Annotated in this window: 13 protein-coding genes; 12 read left to right on the top strand and 1 reads right to left on the bottom strand. The window is 74.6% G+C overall.

Translation table 11 applies throughout. The annotated features are described in order from the left end of the window. Positions 1–58: 58 nt before the first annotated feature. From eno to ACTHAM_RS14345, 10 genes are all read left to right on the top strand, one after another. Positions 59–1,342, top strand: a complete 1,284-nt coding sequence (gene eno, locus ACTHAM_RS14390) for a phosphopyruvate hydratase (RefSeq protein WP_440688640.1) — start codon at positions 59–61, stop codon at positions 1,340–1,342. Positions 1,343–1,893: 551 nt separating this feature from the next. After that, positions 1,894–2,334, top strand: a complete 441-nt coding sequence (locus tag ACTHAM_RS14385) for an FtsB family cell division protein (RefSeq protein WP_440688638.1) — start codon at positions 1,894–1,896, stop codon at positions 2,332–2,334. Between the two features lie 47 nt (positions 2,335–2,381). Next, complete coding sequence (locus tag ACTHAM_RS14380) at positions 2,382–2,885, top strand: DUF501 domain-containing protein (RefSeq protein ID WP_440688636.1); 504 nt, start codon at positions 2,382–2,384, stop codon at positions 2,883–2,885. A 27-nt stretch (positions 2,886–2,912) separates the two neighbouring features. After that, positions 2,913–3,857, top strand: coding sequence for a Ppx/GppA phosphatase family protein (locus tag ACTHAM_RS14375; RefSeq protein ID WP_440688634.1), 945 nt, complete (start codon positions 2,913–2,915; stop codon positions 3,855–3,857). Between the two features lie 305 nt (positions 3,858–4,162). Then, positions 4,163–5,191: a substrate-binding domain-containing protein gene (locus tag ACTHAM_RS14370; protein WP_440688632.1), complete on the top strand. Its 1,029-nt coding sequence runs from the start codon at positions 4,163–4,165 to the stop codon at positions 5,189–5,191. Beyond that, positions 5,191–6,780: a sugar ABC transporter ATP-binding protein gene (locus ACTHAM_RS14365; RefSeq protein WP_440688630.1), complete on the top strand. Its 1,590-nt coding sequence runs from the start codon at positions 5,191–5,193 to the stop codon at positions 6,778–6,780. The genes ACTHAM_RS14370 and ACTHAM_RS14365 overlap by 1 nt, the downstream gene beginning before the upstream one ends. After that, positions 6,777–7,865, top strand: coding sequence for an ABC transporter permease (locus ACTHAM_RS14360; RefSeq protein WP_440688628.1), 1,089 nt, complete (start codon positions 6,777–6,779; stop codon positions 7,863–7,865). Before ACTHAM_RS14365 ends, ACTHAM_RS14360 begins: the two co-directional genes overlap by 4 nt. Continuing rightward, entirely contained in the window at positions 7,862–9,187 is a 1,326-nt protein-coding gene (gene mtnK, locus ACTHAM_RS14355) for an S-methyl-5-thioribose kinase (protein ID WP_440688626.1), read from the top strand. Before ACTHAM_RS14360 ends, mtnK begins: the two co-directional genes overlap by 4 nt. A gap of 5 nt (positions 9,188–9,192) precedes the next feature. Next, positions 9,193–10,275, top strand: a complete 1,083-nt coding sequence (gene mtnA, locus ACTHAM_RS14350) for an S-methyl-5-thioribose-1-phosphate isomerase (RefSeq protein ID WP_440688624.1) — start codon at positions 9,193–9,195, stop codon at positions 10,273–10,275. Further along, positions 10,272–11,411, top strand: coding sequence for a RuBisCO large subunit C-terminal-like domain-containing protein (locus tag ACTHAM_RS14345; protein ID WP_440688622.1), 1,140 nt, complete (start codon positions 10,272–10,274; stop codon positions 11,409–11,411). Before mtnA ends, ACTHAM_RS14345 begins: the two co-directional genes overlap by 4 nt. Positions 11,412–11,415: 4 nt before the next feature. Here the strand turns inward: ACTHAM_RS14345 and ACTHAM_RS14340 are convergent, their stop codons facing one another. Beyond that, a complete protein-coding gene (locus ACTHAM_RS14340; RefSeq protein ID WP_440688620.1) occupies positions 11,416–11,871 on the bottom strand; it encodes a cupin domain-containing protein in 456 nt (151 codons plus the stop codon). A gap of 246 nt (positions 11,872–12,117) precedes the next feature. Here ACTHAM_RS14340 and ACTHAM_RS14335 point away from each other — a divergent pair, with 246 nt between their 5' ends. Together ACTHAM_RS14335 and ACTHAM_RS14330 are read left to right on the top strand one after the other, a co-directional pair. Then, positions 12,118–12,447, top strand: coding sequence for a PadR family transcriptional regulator (locus tag ACTHAM_RS14335; RefSeq protein ID WP_440688618.1), 330 nt, complete (start codon positions 12,118–12,120; stop codon positions 12,445–12,447). After that, positions 12,444–13,628, top strand: coding sequence for an HAAS signaling domain-containing protein (locus ACTHAM_RS14330; RefSeq protein ID WP_440688616.1), 1,185 nt, complete (start codon positions 12,444–12,446; stop codon positions 13,626–13,628). The genes ACTHAM_RS14335 and ACTHAM_RS14330 overlap by 4 nt, the downstream gene beginning before the upstream one ends. Positions 13,629–13,680: the final 52 nt, after the last annotated feature.

The raw sequence follows: 13,680 nt of genomic DNA, 5'->3' as shown, positions 1-13,680 counted from the left end.
TTCGCGCAGTTCCCTCTAGGCTGAGGTCGCAAACCCAACCGCTCGTCGAAGGAGCACCATGGCCAGCATCGAGGCCGTCGGCGCCCGCGAGATCCTTGACTCGCGAGGCAACCCCACTGTCGAGGTCGAGGTCGCCCTCGACGACGGCACCATCGCTCGTGCGGGGGTCCCCTCGGGTGCCTCCACCGGCGCGTTCGAGGCCGTCGAGCGCCGTGACGGCGACAAGAGCCGCTACCTGGGCAAGGGCGTCGAGGACGCCGTCAACGCGGTGATCGACGAGATCGCCCCCGAGCTCATCGGGTTCGAGGCCTCGGAGCAGCGTCTGGTCGACGCCGCGCTCATCGAGCTCGACGGCACGCCCAACAAGGGCAAGCTCGGCGCCAACGCGATCCTGGGCGTCTCGCTCGCGGTCGCCAAGGCCGCGGCCGACTCGGCCGACCTGCCGCTGTTCCGCTACGTCGGTGGCCCCAACGCCCACGTGCTGCCGGTCCCGATGATGAACATCCTCAACGGTGGGTCGCACGCCGACTCCAACGTCGACATCCAGGAGTTCATGGTCGCCCCCATCGGCGCCACGACGTTCCGTGAGGCCCTGCGCACCGGCGCCGAGGTCTACCACTCCCTCAAGTCCGTGCTGAAGAGCAAGGGCCTGTCGACCGGTCTGGGCGACGAGGGTGGCTTCGCGCCGAACCTCGAGTCCAACCGTGCCGCGCTGGACCTGATCCTCATCGCGATCGAGAAGGCCGGCTTCACGCCGGGCGTCGACGTGGGCCTGGCGCTCGACGTCGCCGCGACCGAGTTCTTCAAGGACGGCGCGTACCAGTTCGAGGGCAAGGCCACCTCGCCCGCCGACATGATCGCGTTCTACGAGCAGCTCGTGACGGACTACCCGCTGGTCTCCATCGAGGACCCGCTGTCCGAGGACGAGTGGGGCACCTGGTCCGAGCTGGTCTCCAAGGTCGGCGACAAGGTGCAGATCGTCGGCGACGACCTGTTCGTCACCAATCCGACGCGTCTGGCCAAGGGCATCGAGCTCAAGGCCGCCAACTCGCTGCTGGTCAAGCTGAACCAGATCGGCACGCTGACCGAGACGCTCGACGCCGTGACGCTCGCGCAGCGCAACGGCTTCACCACGATGACCTCGCACCGCTCCGGCGAGACCGAGGACACCACGATCGCCGACCTGTCCGTCGCGACGAACGCCGGCCAGATCAAGACCGGTGCGCCGGCCCGTGGTGAGCGCATCAACAAGTACAACCAGCTGCTGCGCATCGAGGAGGAGCTGGACGACGCCGCTGTCTACGCCGGTCGTTCCGCCTTCCCGCGGTTCCGCCAGGCCTGAGCCTGTCGCAAGTCCGTCCCGCCTCGGCGGGCGGCTCGCATCGGAGGCCGGTGACCCTCAGGGGTCGCCGGCCTTCGGCGTTCCGCGGTGCCGGCGTGCCTGTCCGGTGTGCCCCCGGCGGCCGTGCGGCGCGCCCGCAGCGGGCCGGGTGCACCGGGGGCCCCGTCGGGCGAGGCAGAATCGGTGTCATGTCTGCCCCTCGACGCCCGGCCGCGCCACGCGCGCCTGCGTCCGGGGAGCCCCCCGTGAGCCCCGACCGTGCGGCTGGGCCGCGGGACGCCGCGCACCGTCCGGCTGCCCCGCACCCGCTGGCCCCGCGCCCCGCGACCCCGCGCCCTGCCGCCGCGCGTCCCGCCGCAACCAAGACGAGCGGCACGCGGTCCGCGGCGCCGCGGACCCCCGCGCGGGGCACCCCGACCCGGGGGCAGGCGGCGCCGCGCGGCTCGGCGGCACGCCCCGCCTCGTCCCGGCCGTCCTCGGCCCGTCCCACCGCACGTCCGGCACCGACTCCGGCCCGGGGGACCCCGCGGGCGCAGACCGTGCAGGTGCGCGTGCCCCGGTTGTTCAGCATCCGGGTGGCCGTCATGGCCGTGGTGCTCGGTCTGGCGTTCGTGCTGGCGTACCCGACCTTGGCCTCGTACCTGCAGCAGCAGGCCGAGCTCACCCAGCTGCGCAGCCAGGTGGCGGCCGCACGGGAACGGAACGACGACCTGCAGGCCGACCTGGCCCGGTGGGACGACCCGGCGTACGTGACGGCGCAGGCGCGTGAGCGGCTCGCCTTCGTGATGCCCGGGGAGACCGCGTTCCGGGTGGTCGATCCGGAGATCGTGCCGGACACCGCTCCGGTGGAGGGGGCCGCGCCCAGCAGCGAGCTCGACGAGGGGCTGACTCTGCCCTGGTACGCGACGGTCTGGGACTCCGTGCAGGAGGCCGGTGCGGCGGGGGACAATGAGGATGCGCCCGCGACCGACGCGGGCACCCCCAGCCCCTGAACCTGCCCGTCCTTGCTGCGCACGGGCCGTGACCGATCGGAACGCCCGTGACCCGCACGCCCCTGGACGCCGTGACCGACCGTGACCGTGAGGTGCTCGCCGAGCAGCTCGGCCGGCCTGCCCGGGGTGTGGTGGGCGTGGCCGCCCGGTGCGTGTGCGGTCGGCCGCTCGTGGTGCGCACGGCCCCGCGGTTGGACGACGGGACCCCGTTCCCCACGACGTACTACCTCACGTGCCCGCCGGCGGTGGCCGCGGTGTCGACGCTCGAGGCGACGGGTCTGATGAAGGAGCTGACGGCTCGGCTCGCGCAGGACGAGGAGCTGGCGGCGGCGTACGAGCGGGCGCACCGGGCGTACCTGGCCGACCGTGAGGAGCTGGGACACGTCGAGGAGATCGCCGGGATCTCGGCCGGGGGCATGCCCACGCGGGTGAAGTGCCTGCACGTGCTGGTCGGTCACGCGCTGGCCGCCGGCCCGGGAGTCAACCCGATCGGTGACGAGGTGCTCGAGATGCTGCGCGAGGAGTGGCGTCCGGACCGCTGCACCTGCTGAGACCGCCCGGATGGGAGGATGTCCGCCGTGACGCGTGTGGCTGCCATCGACTGCGGGACCAACTCCATCCGACTCCTTGTCGCCGACGTGGTCGACGGGGTGCTGACGGACGTGGTCCGTCGCATGGAGGTGGTCCGGCTCGGTCAGGGCGTGGACCGGACGGGCCGCCTGGCGCCTGAGGCCCTGGCCCGCACGCTCGACGCCACGCAGCGGTACGCACGCGAGTGCGACGAGCTGGGTGTGGAGGCGGTGCGGTTCGTGGCGACGTCCGCGACGCGTGATGCGAGCAACCGCGCGCTGTTCGTGGACGGTGTGCGGGCGGCGATCGGTGTCGAGCCCGAGGTCGTGTCGGGCACCGAGGAGGCGGCGCTGTCGTTCCGGGGAGCCGTGGGCGGTCTGTCGGCGCACCCCGGGCCGTACCTGGTGGTCGACCTGGGCGGTGGGTCCACGGAGCTGGTGCTGGGTGCGGGGTCGCCGTCGGCGGCGTGGTCGATGGATGTCGGCTGCGTGCGGATGACCGAACGGCACCTGCACACCGACCCTCCGGCGGGCACGGAGGTCGCGGCGGCGCGGTCCGACGTGGTGGCAGCGCTGGACGAGGCCGCGGGGCACGTGCCGTGGGCGCAGGCGCGCACCCTGGTGGGCCTGGCGGGCACGGTGACGACGGTGACGGCGCACGCGTTGGGCCTGCCGGCGTACGACCCGCTGCGCATCGACGGGACGAGGCTCGAGGTCGGGCAGGTGCTGGCCACGTGCGAGGACCTGCTGGCCCTGCCGCGGCAGGAGCGGGCGTCGTTGGGCTTCATGCACCCCGGTCGGGTGGATGTGATCGCGGCGGGTGCGTTGGTGTGGCACGGCGTGGTGAGCCGCGTGGACGCGGACGTGCGTGCTGCCGGTGGCGAGCTGAGCGGGGTCGTGACCTCCGAGCACGACATCCTCGACGGCATCGCGTGGAGCGTCGTCGAGCGGTAGGTGTCCGTCCACCGGACAAGAGTCCGCATGCTGGAACGCCTGTTCCCGGCCGCCGGACCGCCTGGCACCCTTCGGGACATGACCTGCCCCGTCGCCCCGAGCTGTGCGCGAATGTGTTGCGCCAGCCGTCGCGGCGTCGGCCGGTCGTGCGCGTGAGCAGCTGAACCCCACGGGTTCCGCCCCCACGCCAGACCCCTCCCTCCGACACTGCGGCGCGTTCGAGCGCGCCTCGGACCGGAGCGGAGCGGAATCCGTCCGGGAGTGGCGCGTCGACCTGACCGCCACCCCCCGACAGGAGCACGACCATGACCCGCCGCCTCACCCCAGCCCTCCTCGCCGCCGGTGCGGCCGGACTCCTCGCACTGTCCGCCTGCTCGAGCGGGGCTGCGGCCGACGCGGCCGACGCACCCGCCGACGACGCCGTCACGATCTCGCTGGTGCGCCAGCTCGGCTCGGGCGACTACTTCGAGCAGTGGCTCGCCGGGGCGCAGGCCCAGGCCGACGAGCTCGGTGTCGAGCTGAAGGTGTCCAACGCCGACGGTGACGACAACCAGCAGTCGCTGGACCTGGAGTCCGCCGTGAACCAGGCGCCCGACGCGATCGTCGTCGACCACGGCTTCGCCGACACCATCGGCGACGGCGTCACCGCGGCCCTCGACGCCGGCATCCCGGTGGTGGCCTTCGACGCCGAGGTCACCGACGAGCGGGCCATCACCGTCTCGCAGTCGGACCACGACCTCGCGCAGGCCGTGCTGGACCAGCTCGTCGAGGACACCGGCGGCACCGCCCAGGTCATCTCGGTGCACGTGGCCGGCTACGCGCCGCTGGACCGCCGCAACGAGGTCTGGGAGGACGTCAAGGCCGCCAACCCGGGCCTCGAGCAGGTCGCGCAGATCGGGGTGGTCAACGAGTCGACCGCCTCGGCCGTCGCCGACCAGGCCAAGGCGGCCCTGCAGGCCAACCCGGGCGTGACGGCGATCTTCGCGCCGTACGACGAGTTCGCCAAGGGTGCCGTGCTGGCCGTCCAGGAGCTCGGACTGCAGGACACCGTGAAGGTGTACGGCGCGGACATCTCCACCGCCGACATCGAGGTCCTCACGGCCGACGGCAGCCCGTGGGTGGCCACCGCCGCCACCGACCCCGCGAACGTCGGCGCCGTCACCGTGCGCGCCGCGTACCTGGCCGCGACCGACGGTGACGTGCCCGCCTCGATCGAGGTCTCGCCGACACTCATCCTCGCCTCGGAGCTCCGCGAGGCCGGCGTGGCGACCATCGCCGACCTGGGCGCGGTGTTCCCGGGGCTGACGACGGACGACCTGGTCCCGGTTCCCTGATGACCGACCGCACCACACCGGGAGCACGGGCCGCGACGCCCGTGCTCTCGGTGCGCCACCTCGTCAAGCACTACGGGGCCACGGCGGCGCTGCGCGGCGTCGACCTGGACGTGCACGCCGGCGAGGTCCTCGGGCTCGTCGGCGCGAACGGCGCGGGCAAGTCCACGCTCATCAAGGTGCTCGCCGGGGCCGAGCAGCCCACCTCGGGCACCCTGCTGGTCGACGGCCGACCGGTCCGGCTGCACGGCCCGACCGACGCCGCCGCCCAGGGCGTGGCCACCGTGCACCAGGACGTCGACGCGGCGCTCGTCCCCACGCTCACCGTCGCCGAGAACCTGGTGCTGGCCGACCTGGCCCGTGCGGGCCGCGGTGTGCGGGCCTCGCGCCGGGCCATCCGTGCGCGGGCCGCCGCGCTCGTGCCCGCAGGGTTCCCGGTCGCCCTGGACGCGCGCGTCGAGGACCTGACGACCTCCGCCAAGCAGCAGGTGCTCATCGCCCGGGCGCTGGCCGCACGACCCCGGGTGCTGGTGCTCGACGAACCCACGGCGGCGCTGTCCGTGCCCGAGCAGCAGCGGCTGCTCGCCGACGTGCGTGCGCTGGCCGCGGCCGGCACGGCCGTCGTCCTCATCTCCCACCACCTGGCCGAGGTCACCCAGGTCAGCGACCGGGTCGTCGCACTGCGCGAGGGTCGCGTCGTCGAGGTGTTCGGCGCGCCCGTCGACGGGGCTGCACTCGTGCGGGCGATCCTCGGCGAGCTGGCCGTGGCGCGCACCGTGCGACCGGGTGCCGACGAGCAGGTGCCCGCGGACGACGACCGGCCACCGGTGCTGTCGGCTCGCGGTGTGCAGGCCGTGCCGGGTGCGCGTCCCTTCGACCTGCACGTGCGGCCGGGAGAGGTGCTCGGCCTGACCGGGCTGCTCGGTGCCGGCAAGACCGAGCTGCTGGAGCAGCTCGTCGGTGCCCGCCGCCTGCTGGCCGGTCGGCTCGAGGTCGAGGGCCGCCCCTACCGGCCCACCCACCCGGCCGACGCCGTGACCGCCGGTCTGGGCTTCGTGCCCGAGGACCGGGTGCGTGCGGCCGAGGTGCCCGACTGGGACGTCACCCGGACCGTGACCCTGCCCGACCTGCGGCGCGTGCGCCGGCGCGGGCTGCTGCACGCCGGTGCCGAACGCACCCAGGCGCGGGCGGTGATCGACGCGCTCGCGGTCGTGTGCGCGGGCCCGCGGGCGCCCATGAGCTCGTTGTCCGGCGGCAACCGGCAGAAGGTCGTCGTCGGCCGGTGGATCGCCGCCGGCAGCCGCGTGCTGGTGCTCGACGAACCGTTCCGCGGCGTCGACCTGGGCGCCCGAGCCGACATCGCAGCACTGCTGCGCAGCGGTGAGGTCCAGGCGGCCGTCGTGGCGTCCTCCGACCCGGAGGAGGTCCTCGAGGTCGCCGACCGGGTGCTCGTGCTGGCCGAGGGCACCGTGGTCGGCGAGGTCCGGCCGGGTCAGGTCGACGCCGACGCCCTCGCCTCGCTGCTCGCCGGTGGCTCGTCCGCCTCCCTGACCGACCCCGCGACCCTCGCCCCCGAAGGAGTCCCGCGATGACCACCGAGATCGCCCCGCCCACGCAGGCAGCCCCACCGGCTGCACCGGCGGAGTCGGCTGCACCGCGCGTCGCCGCGTCCACGCGGCCCGACGTCCTGGGCGTGACCCGGGACCTCGTCTACCGGTACGGGCTGCTCGTGCTGCTCGCCGCGCTGGTCGTGTGGTTCGCCACCGCGACGCCGGAGTTCGCGACCGTGCGCAACCTGCTGGTGATCCTGCAGTCCGTGGCCATCACCGCCGTCGTCGCGCTCGGGGTGACGGTCTCGCTCGTGGCCGGCGGGTTCGACCTGTCGGCCGGGGCCACCGTGAGCCTGACCGTGATGGTCAGCGCCGCCGCGCAGGTGTACTTCGGCCTGCCCGCCTGGGTGGCCGTGCTGGCCGGCCTGGCCTGCGGGGTGCTCGTCGGCCTGGCCAACGCCGCGCTCGTCGTGCTGGGTCGCGTGCCGGACCTGGTGGCCACGCTCGGCACGATGTTCGCCGTGCAGGGGCTCGCGCTGCTGATCACGTCGGGCCAGTCGGTGTCCTCGGGGGCGACGTTCCGCGGCGAGCCGACGACGGGCCGGATCTCCGAGCAGTTCCTGTGGCTCGGCCGCGGCGACGTGCTCGGTGTCCCGGCGCCCGTCGTCATCGTCTCGGTCGTCTCGGTGGCCGTGGCGGTGCTGCTGACCCGCACGCGCGCGGGGCGGCTGCTCGAGGCGGTCGGCGGCAACCCCGAGGCGGCCCGGCTCGCCGGGGTGCGGGTGGGTCGCTACCGCGCCCTGGCGTACGTGGTGTCCGGGTTCCTGGCCTCCGTCGGTGGCGTGCTGCTGACGGCGCGGCTCGGTCGCGGTGACGTGGGTGCCGGTTCGCCGTACCTGCTGGAGACCGTGGCCGCCGCGCTGATCGGCTACGCGGTGCTCGGCGCCAACCGGCCGCACCCGCTGGGCACGCTCGTCGGGGCGCTGTTCGTGGGGGTCGTCATCAACGGCCTGACCATGCAGAACGCGCCGTACTACGCGCAGGACCTCATCAAGGGCGCCCTGCTCGTCGGTGCCGTGCTGCTCTCGTTCTCGTCCCTGTTCCGCCGTACGGGAGGTTCCCGATGAGCGCCGAGGTGCTCGACGTCACCACCGTCCCCGCCTACCTGGCTGGTCGCCCGGGGGTGCCCGAGCTGATCGACCTGTCCACGGCGAACGTGCAGGAGGTCGGCGACGGCAACCTCAACCTGGTGTTCGTGGTGCGTGACGCGCAGGGGCGTTCGCTCGTGGTCAAGCAGTCCCTGCCGTACGTGCGGATGGTCGGCGAGTCGTGGCCCCTGAGCCAGGACCGGATCCTGGCCGAGGGGCGCGGGTACGTGGCCGCGCAGGCGCTGACGCCCGACCTGATCCCGGCCTTCCACGGCCTGGACGCGGACCGGCGCGTGCTGGTGCTCGAGGACCTGTCGGAGTGGACGGTGTGGCGCCGGGCCCTCGACCAGGGCGTCATCGCCCCCGGGGCGGGCGCGGCGGTCGGCACGTACGCGGCACGCATCGCGTTCGGCACGTCCGTGCTGGGCCTGCGGGCCGAGCAGGTGCAGGAGGCGGCCGCGGCCGCGGCCAACCCTGAGCTGTGCCGGATCACCGAGGACCTGGTCTTCACCGAGCCGTTCGTCGACCACCCGCAGAACTCCTGGGACGACGCGCTGACCGCCGACGTGCTCGGGCTGCGCGACCCGGCGCTGCTGGACGAGGTCGCCGCGCTGAAGTACCGGTTCCTCACCGCGGGTCAGGCGCTGATCCACGGCGACCTGCACAGCGGCTCGGTGTTCGTGCCGGGTACGCGCCTGCGGGCGTCCGGGGCGCCGGCGGCCAAGGTGTTCGACATCGAGTTCGCGTTCTACGGCCCGGTCGGGTTCGACCTGGGCACCAGCCTGGCGAACCACCTGTTCGCGCACGTGCGCGCGCAGGTGCTCGACCGCCCTGCCGCGTTCCAGGAGTCCGTCGCCGACCTGCCCTCGCAGACGTGGGGGGCGTTCGAGGCCGAGATCCGGCGGTTGTGGCCGCAGCGGGCGGACGTCTCGTGGACCGACGGGTTCCGGGACGCGTGGCTGCGTGAGGTGTGGCAGGACGCCGTGGGCTTCGCCGGGCTGGAGGCGATCCGCCGGGTGGTGGGCCTGGCGAAGGTGTCCGACCTGCAGACGTTGGCCACCGACGAGCGGGTGCGGGCGGCGCGGGCCGTGCTGACCACGGCGCGGCACTGGATCGCCGACCGGACGCGGATCGCCGGGCCGGACGGGCTGCTGCCCGCCGGGCTGGTCGAGTCCGTCGACGCCGCGCACCGCGCCGGTGCCACGCCGCGCACCGGGGTGGGTGGAGGGGCGGGTGCCGTGGCAGCCTCCGCGCTCGCTGCGGACGCCCGACGCAGTGAGCCGGCCGGGGCGCGAGCATGACCCTCGTGACCGACGCCCCCCGCGACCTGCACCTGGCCGAGCCGCACCCGGATGCGCCCCGCGCGGGCCGAGCGGACCCGCCGGGCCTGCCGCCGTCCGTCGAGTGGACCGGCGACGCCGTGCGCGTCATCGACCAGCGTCGCCTGCCCGGTGCGTTGGTGCTGCGCGACCTGCGCACCGTCGAGGACGTCGTCGAGGCCATCGCGACGCTCGCCGTGCGCGGCGCCAACGTCATCGGCACCACCGGCGCGCTCGGCGTGGTGCTGGGCCTGCGGGCCGGTCGCCCGCTCGACGAGGTCGCCACCCTGGTGGCCCGCACCCGCCCCACGGCCGTGAACCTGCAGGTGGCCGTCGACGTGGTCGCCGCCGCGGCCCGCGCCGGGCGGGACCCGCTCGCCGCCGCGCTCGGGCTGCTGGCGGCCGACCGGGAGCAGTGCCGACGCATCGGCGAGGCCGGCCGGGTCGAGCTGGCCGGACGGACCCGCCTGCTGACGCACTGCAACACCGGCCGGCTGGCCACCACCGGCATCGGCACCGCGCTCGGGATCGTGCACGCCAAGGCACAGGCCGGTGAGGAGGTCCACGTGCTGGCCACGGAGACCCGACCCCTGCGCCAGGGGGCGCGCCTGACCGCGTGGGAGCTGCACCGCTCGGGCGTCGACGTGCGGGTGCTGCCCGACGGCGCGGCCGCGGCGGCGCTGCTCGGTGGACTGGTCGACGCGGTCGTCGTCGGGGCCGACCGGATCGCGTCGAACGGCGACACGGCCAACAAGGTCGGCACGCTGGCGCTGGCCCTGGCCGCCCGGCACGCCGGTGTCCCGTTCTACGTCGCAGCGACCCTCAACGCCGTCGACCTGGGCCTGGTCGACGGGGCGTCCATCCCCATCGAGACCCGGGCTGCCGCCGAGGTGCTGGACGGGCCCGGTGACGTGGACGTGCCCGTGTGGAACCCCGCCTTCGACGTGACCCCGGGCGACCTCGTCACGGGCATCGTCACGGAGGCCGGTGTGCTGCGCCCGCCGTTCGCCGTGAGCCTGCCGGCCGCCGTGCGCGCCGCACGTGCCAGCACCGACAGGCCTGCGCCGTGAGCCCGTCGAGCGCCGCGGGCGCCGCAGGCGCGGTGGGCCCGGTGATCCGGGCGACGTACGAGATCCACGGCCCGGCTGCGGACGCGTCCCGGCGTGCCCAGGCGCTGGCCGTCGAGCAGAGCCACGAGTTCCCCACCGAGCTGGCACCCGAGCACACGCGCGTCTCGCTCGCCAGGGTCGTCGACCTGGTGGACGTGCACCCGACCCTGGTGCGCGCGCACGTCGAGTTCCCGGCGGACCTGGCCGGTGACGACCTCTCGCAGCTGCTGGTGCTGCTGTTCGGCAACGTGTCGCTGCAGCCCGGGGTGCGACTGGTGGACGTCGACCTGCCGCCTGTGCTGCAGCACGTCGGCCCGGGCCCGCGGGTGGGCGTCGAGGGGCTGCGGGCGCTGCTCGGTGCGTCGTCGCGCCCGCTGCTGGCCACGGCGCTCAAGCCGGTCGGCCTGTCCTCGGCGGAGCTGGCGCAGCGCGCCGAGGCGTTCACCCTCGGCGGGATCGACCTCGTGAAGGACGACCAGGGGCTGGCCTCGCAGCGGTGGTCGCCGTTCGAGGAGCGGGTGGTCGCCGTGGCGTCCGCGGTGACGCAGGCCAACGCCCGCACGGGTGGCCGCACGCTGTACCTGCCGACGCTGTCCGGGCCTGCCGAGACGCTCGAACGCCGGGTGCGCCTCGCGCTCGACGCGGGCGTCGGCGGGTTCCTCGTGCTGCCCGGCGTCGGTGGCCTCGACGAGGTCCGTCATGTGGCCTCGCTGGTGCCGCCGGGAACACCGCTCATGGCTCACCCGGCACTGCTCGGGGCGTTCGTGGCGGACCCGACGCACGGGATCGCACCCGAGCTGCTGTTCGGCCCGCTGCTGCGCCTGGCGGGTGCGGACGTGGTGGTGTTCCCCTCGTTCGGCGGACGGTTCTCGTTCACGCGTGAGCAGTGCACGGCGATCGCCGAGGGTCTGCGCCGCCCGTTCGGTGACGTGCCGGCGGCGCTGCCGGCTCCGGGCGGTGGCATGGGCGTCGACCGGGTGCCGGAGCTGCTGGACACCTACGGTCAGGACGTCGTGCTGCTGATCGGTGGCGAGCTGCACCGCGGGGGCGACCTGCGCCGTGCGACCGAGGCGTTCCGGGCGGCGGTCGGCGGCTGAGGGGTCAGACGCGCAGGAAGTCCGCGACCTCGGGGATGCTGCGCAGCTGTGCGAGCTGCTCGGCGTCGGGCCGCACGGGGCGGTCCCGCTCGCACGTGACCAGGCACAGGAAACCGAACGGCTCGTCGCCTACGGCCCGGAACTGGTGCCAGGTCCACGCCGGCACCTGCACCACGTCGTGCGGTGCGAGGTCGACGACCTCGGTGCCCACCAGCGCGCGGCCCTGCCCGCGGACGGGGACGACCACGTGCGTGTGCTCGTGGTGCTCGAGCGTCGAGTGCCCGCCGGGGCCGACCTCGAAGTAGCGCAGCTCGACACCCTGCCCGGCCTCGGCGCCGGCGAGCACGCGCCGGGTCACGTCGCGGAACGTGGTGTCGGACTCCTTGTAGACCAGCTCCTCGACGCCGTCCCAGCGGAACGGGGTGCTCTGCGGGGTGTGCGCCCGCGGGGTGCTGGCCATGGCTGCCTCCTGCGCTGCGGTCGGGTCCGGGCGGGCCGGGCTGGATCGGGGCGACGCTAACCCGTCGGCCGGTCACCGGTCACGAGGGTCCGGCAGGTGGCCGGTCGTGACCGCGCGCGACACGCGGTCCTTCGTTCTGGACGCTACTGCGCATCGTGCACTACCGTCCATGCTGCGGGAGTCGCAGGGGGACGCCCGCCAGACCAGGCCGCCGCGCACGCGCGCGACCGGCTCACCGGAGGGCACATGGACACCACACAGCTGCTCAAGGGCGTGCTCGACGTCGCCGTGCTGGCCGTCGTCGAGGAGGAGGACGGCTACGGCTACGACGTCGTGCGCCGCCTGCGCGCCGCCGGCATCGAGGCCGTCGGCGACGCCTCCGTCTACGGCACGTTGCGCCGGCTCTACTCGGCGGGCGCGCTCACGTCCTACGTCGTGCCCAGCGACGAAGGCCCGCACCGCAAGTACTACGGCATCAACGCGCAGGGCCGGGCACTGCTGAAGGTGCAGCGCGACGAGTGGCAGGACTTCGCGGACGTCATGACACGTCTGCTCCAGAGGGGGACGGACCGATGAGCACGCTGCACACCACCGCGAGCCGCGAGCCGGCCACGGACGCCCAGCCGGCCGACGTGCACGCCTACGCGCGCGCCGTGCGCCGGCACCTGAGCGGGCTCAGCCCCGACCAGGTCGACGACCTCACCGACGGGCTCGAGGCCGACCTGGCCGACGCGCTCGCGGACCGTGCCGACGAGGGTGGCAGCAACCTGCTCACCCTGTTCGGCCCGCCCCAGGAGTACGCCGCCGAGCTGCGGACCGCCGCGGGGCTCGCCGAGGAGCCCGCCGAGCGGCGCCGCCGGTCGCGGGCCGTCCGCACCCGACTCGTCGCGTGGCGCGACCGGACCCTGGCCCCGCTGCGGGCCCAGCCCTGGTGGCCTGGCGCTGCGGGACTCGCCGCCGAGCTCGCACCCGCATGGTGGGTGCTGCGCGGGTACGTGCTGTACCGGCTCGCGGTGGCCCCCTTCGAGTGGTCGGTGAACCTGGTCCCCGGCGGGGTCGGCGGTTGGGTGCTGCTGCTGGGTGCGCTCGCGGTGAGCGTCCAGTGGGGACGGGGACGGTGGCGGGGCCGCCGGGGGTTGCGCACGCTCGCCACCCTCGCGCAGACCGTGGCCGTCGTCGCCGTGGTCCCGGTGATCGGCTACCTGGCCGGGTCGATGCAGCAAGGCGGCGGGTTCGTCACGGTCTACGAGTCGCCCGCGGACGGCATCTACACCGACGGCGAGCAGGCCACGAACCTGTTCGTCTACGACGCGGACGGGATGCCGGTGCCGCACGCCCAGGTCTACGACCAGAGCGGGCGCCCGGTCTCGGTCGGCGCCGAGGTCTACGAGTCGGACGCGACCGGGCGCCAGTGGGGCCTGACACCGTTCGAGGAGCTCGACGGCACGCCCCGGCTGAACGTGTACCCGCGGGCCAGGGTCGCCGACGGGTATCTCGACAGCAGCACCGGCACGTTCGTCGGCGACCCGACCGACGCGCCCCTGCCGTTCGCCCAGGCGCCCGCCCTGCGGCCGCTGGCGTCGCCCGGTACGCCGACCGAGCCCGAGCCGGGCACGAGCCCCACGCCGAGTGCCACCCCGGCCGACGGGGCGGCTGCGGTGGATCCCGCAGCCCCGACGGACCCGGCCGCACCGGCGGCGCCGGGCACGCCCGACGGCGCAGACGCGGCGACGGCGGTGACACCGGCAGCACCGTGAGGGTGGGTGTCACCGCCGCGGAGTGCGGACCGGTGTGCGTCGCAGGGAGGGG

The organism is Cellulomonas soli (assembly GCF_052036975.1).
In the GTDB taxonomy this organism is placed as follows: Bacteria; Actinomycetota; Actinomycetes; order Actinomycetales; family Cellulomonadaceae; genus Cellulomonas; species Cellulomonas soli_A.
This window is presented reverse-complemented; position numbering and strand designations above follow the sequence as displayed.

Bases quoted from the DNA above. Each gene is read 5' to 3' on its own strand.
- ACTHAM_RS14360 (WP_440688628.1), top strand. From the start codon at position 6,777: ATGACCACCGAGATCGCCCCGCCCACGCAGGCAGCCCCACCGGCTGCA.
- mtnK (WP_440688626.1), top strand. From the start codon at position 7,862: ATGAGCGCCGAGGTGCTCGACGTCACCACCGTCCCCGCCTACCTGGCT.
- ACTHAM_RS14330 (WP_440688616.1), top strand. From the start codon at position 12,444: ATGAGCACGCTGCACACCACCGCGAGCCGCGAGCCGGCCACGGACGCC.
- ACTHAM_RS14335 (WP_440688618.1), top strand. From the start codon at position 12,118: ATGGACACCACACAGCTGCTCAAGGGCGTGCTCGACGTCGCCGTGCTG.
- ACTHAM_RS14340 (WP_440688620.1), bottom strand. From the start codon at position 11,871: ATGGCCAGCACCCCGCGGGCGCACACCCCGCAGAGCACCCCGTTCCGC.
- eno (WP_440688640.1), top strand. From the start codon at position 59: ATGGCCAGCATCGAGGCCGTCGGCGCCCGCGAGATCCTTGACTCGCGA.
- ACTHAM_RS14370 (WP_440688632.1), top strand. From the start codon at position 4,163: ATGACCCGCCGCCTCACCCCAGCCCTCCTCGCCGCCGGTGCGGCCGGA.
- ACTHAM_RS14365 (WP_440688630.1), top strand. From the start codon at position 5,191: ATGACCGACCGCACCACACCGGGAGCACGGGCCGCGACGCCCGTGCTC.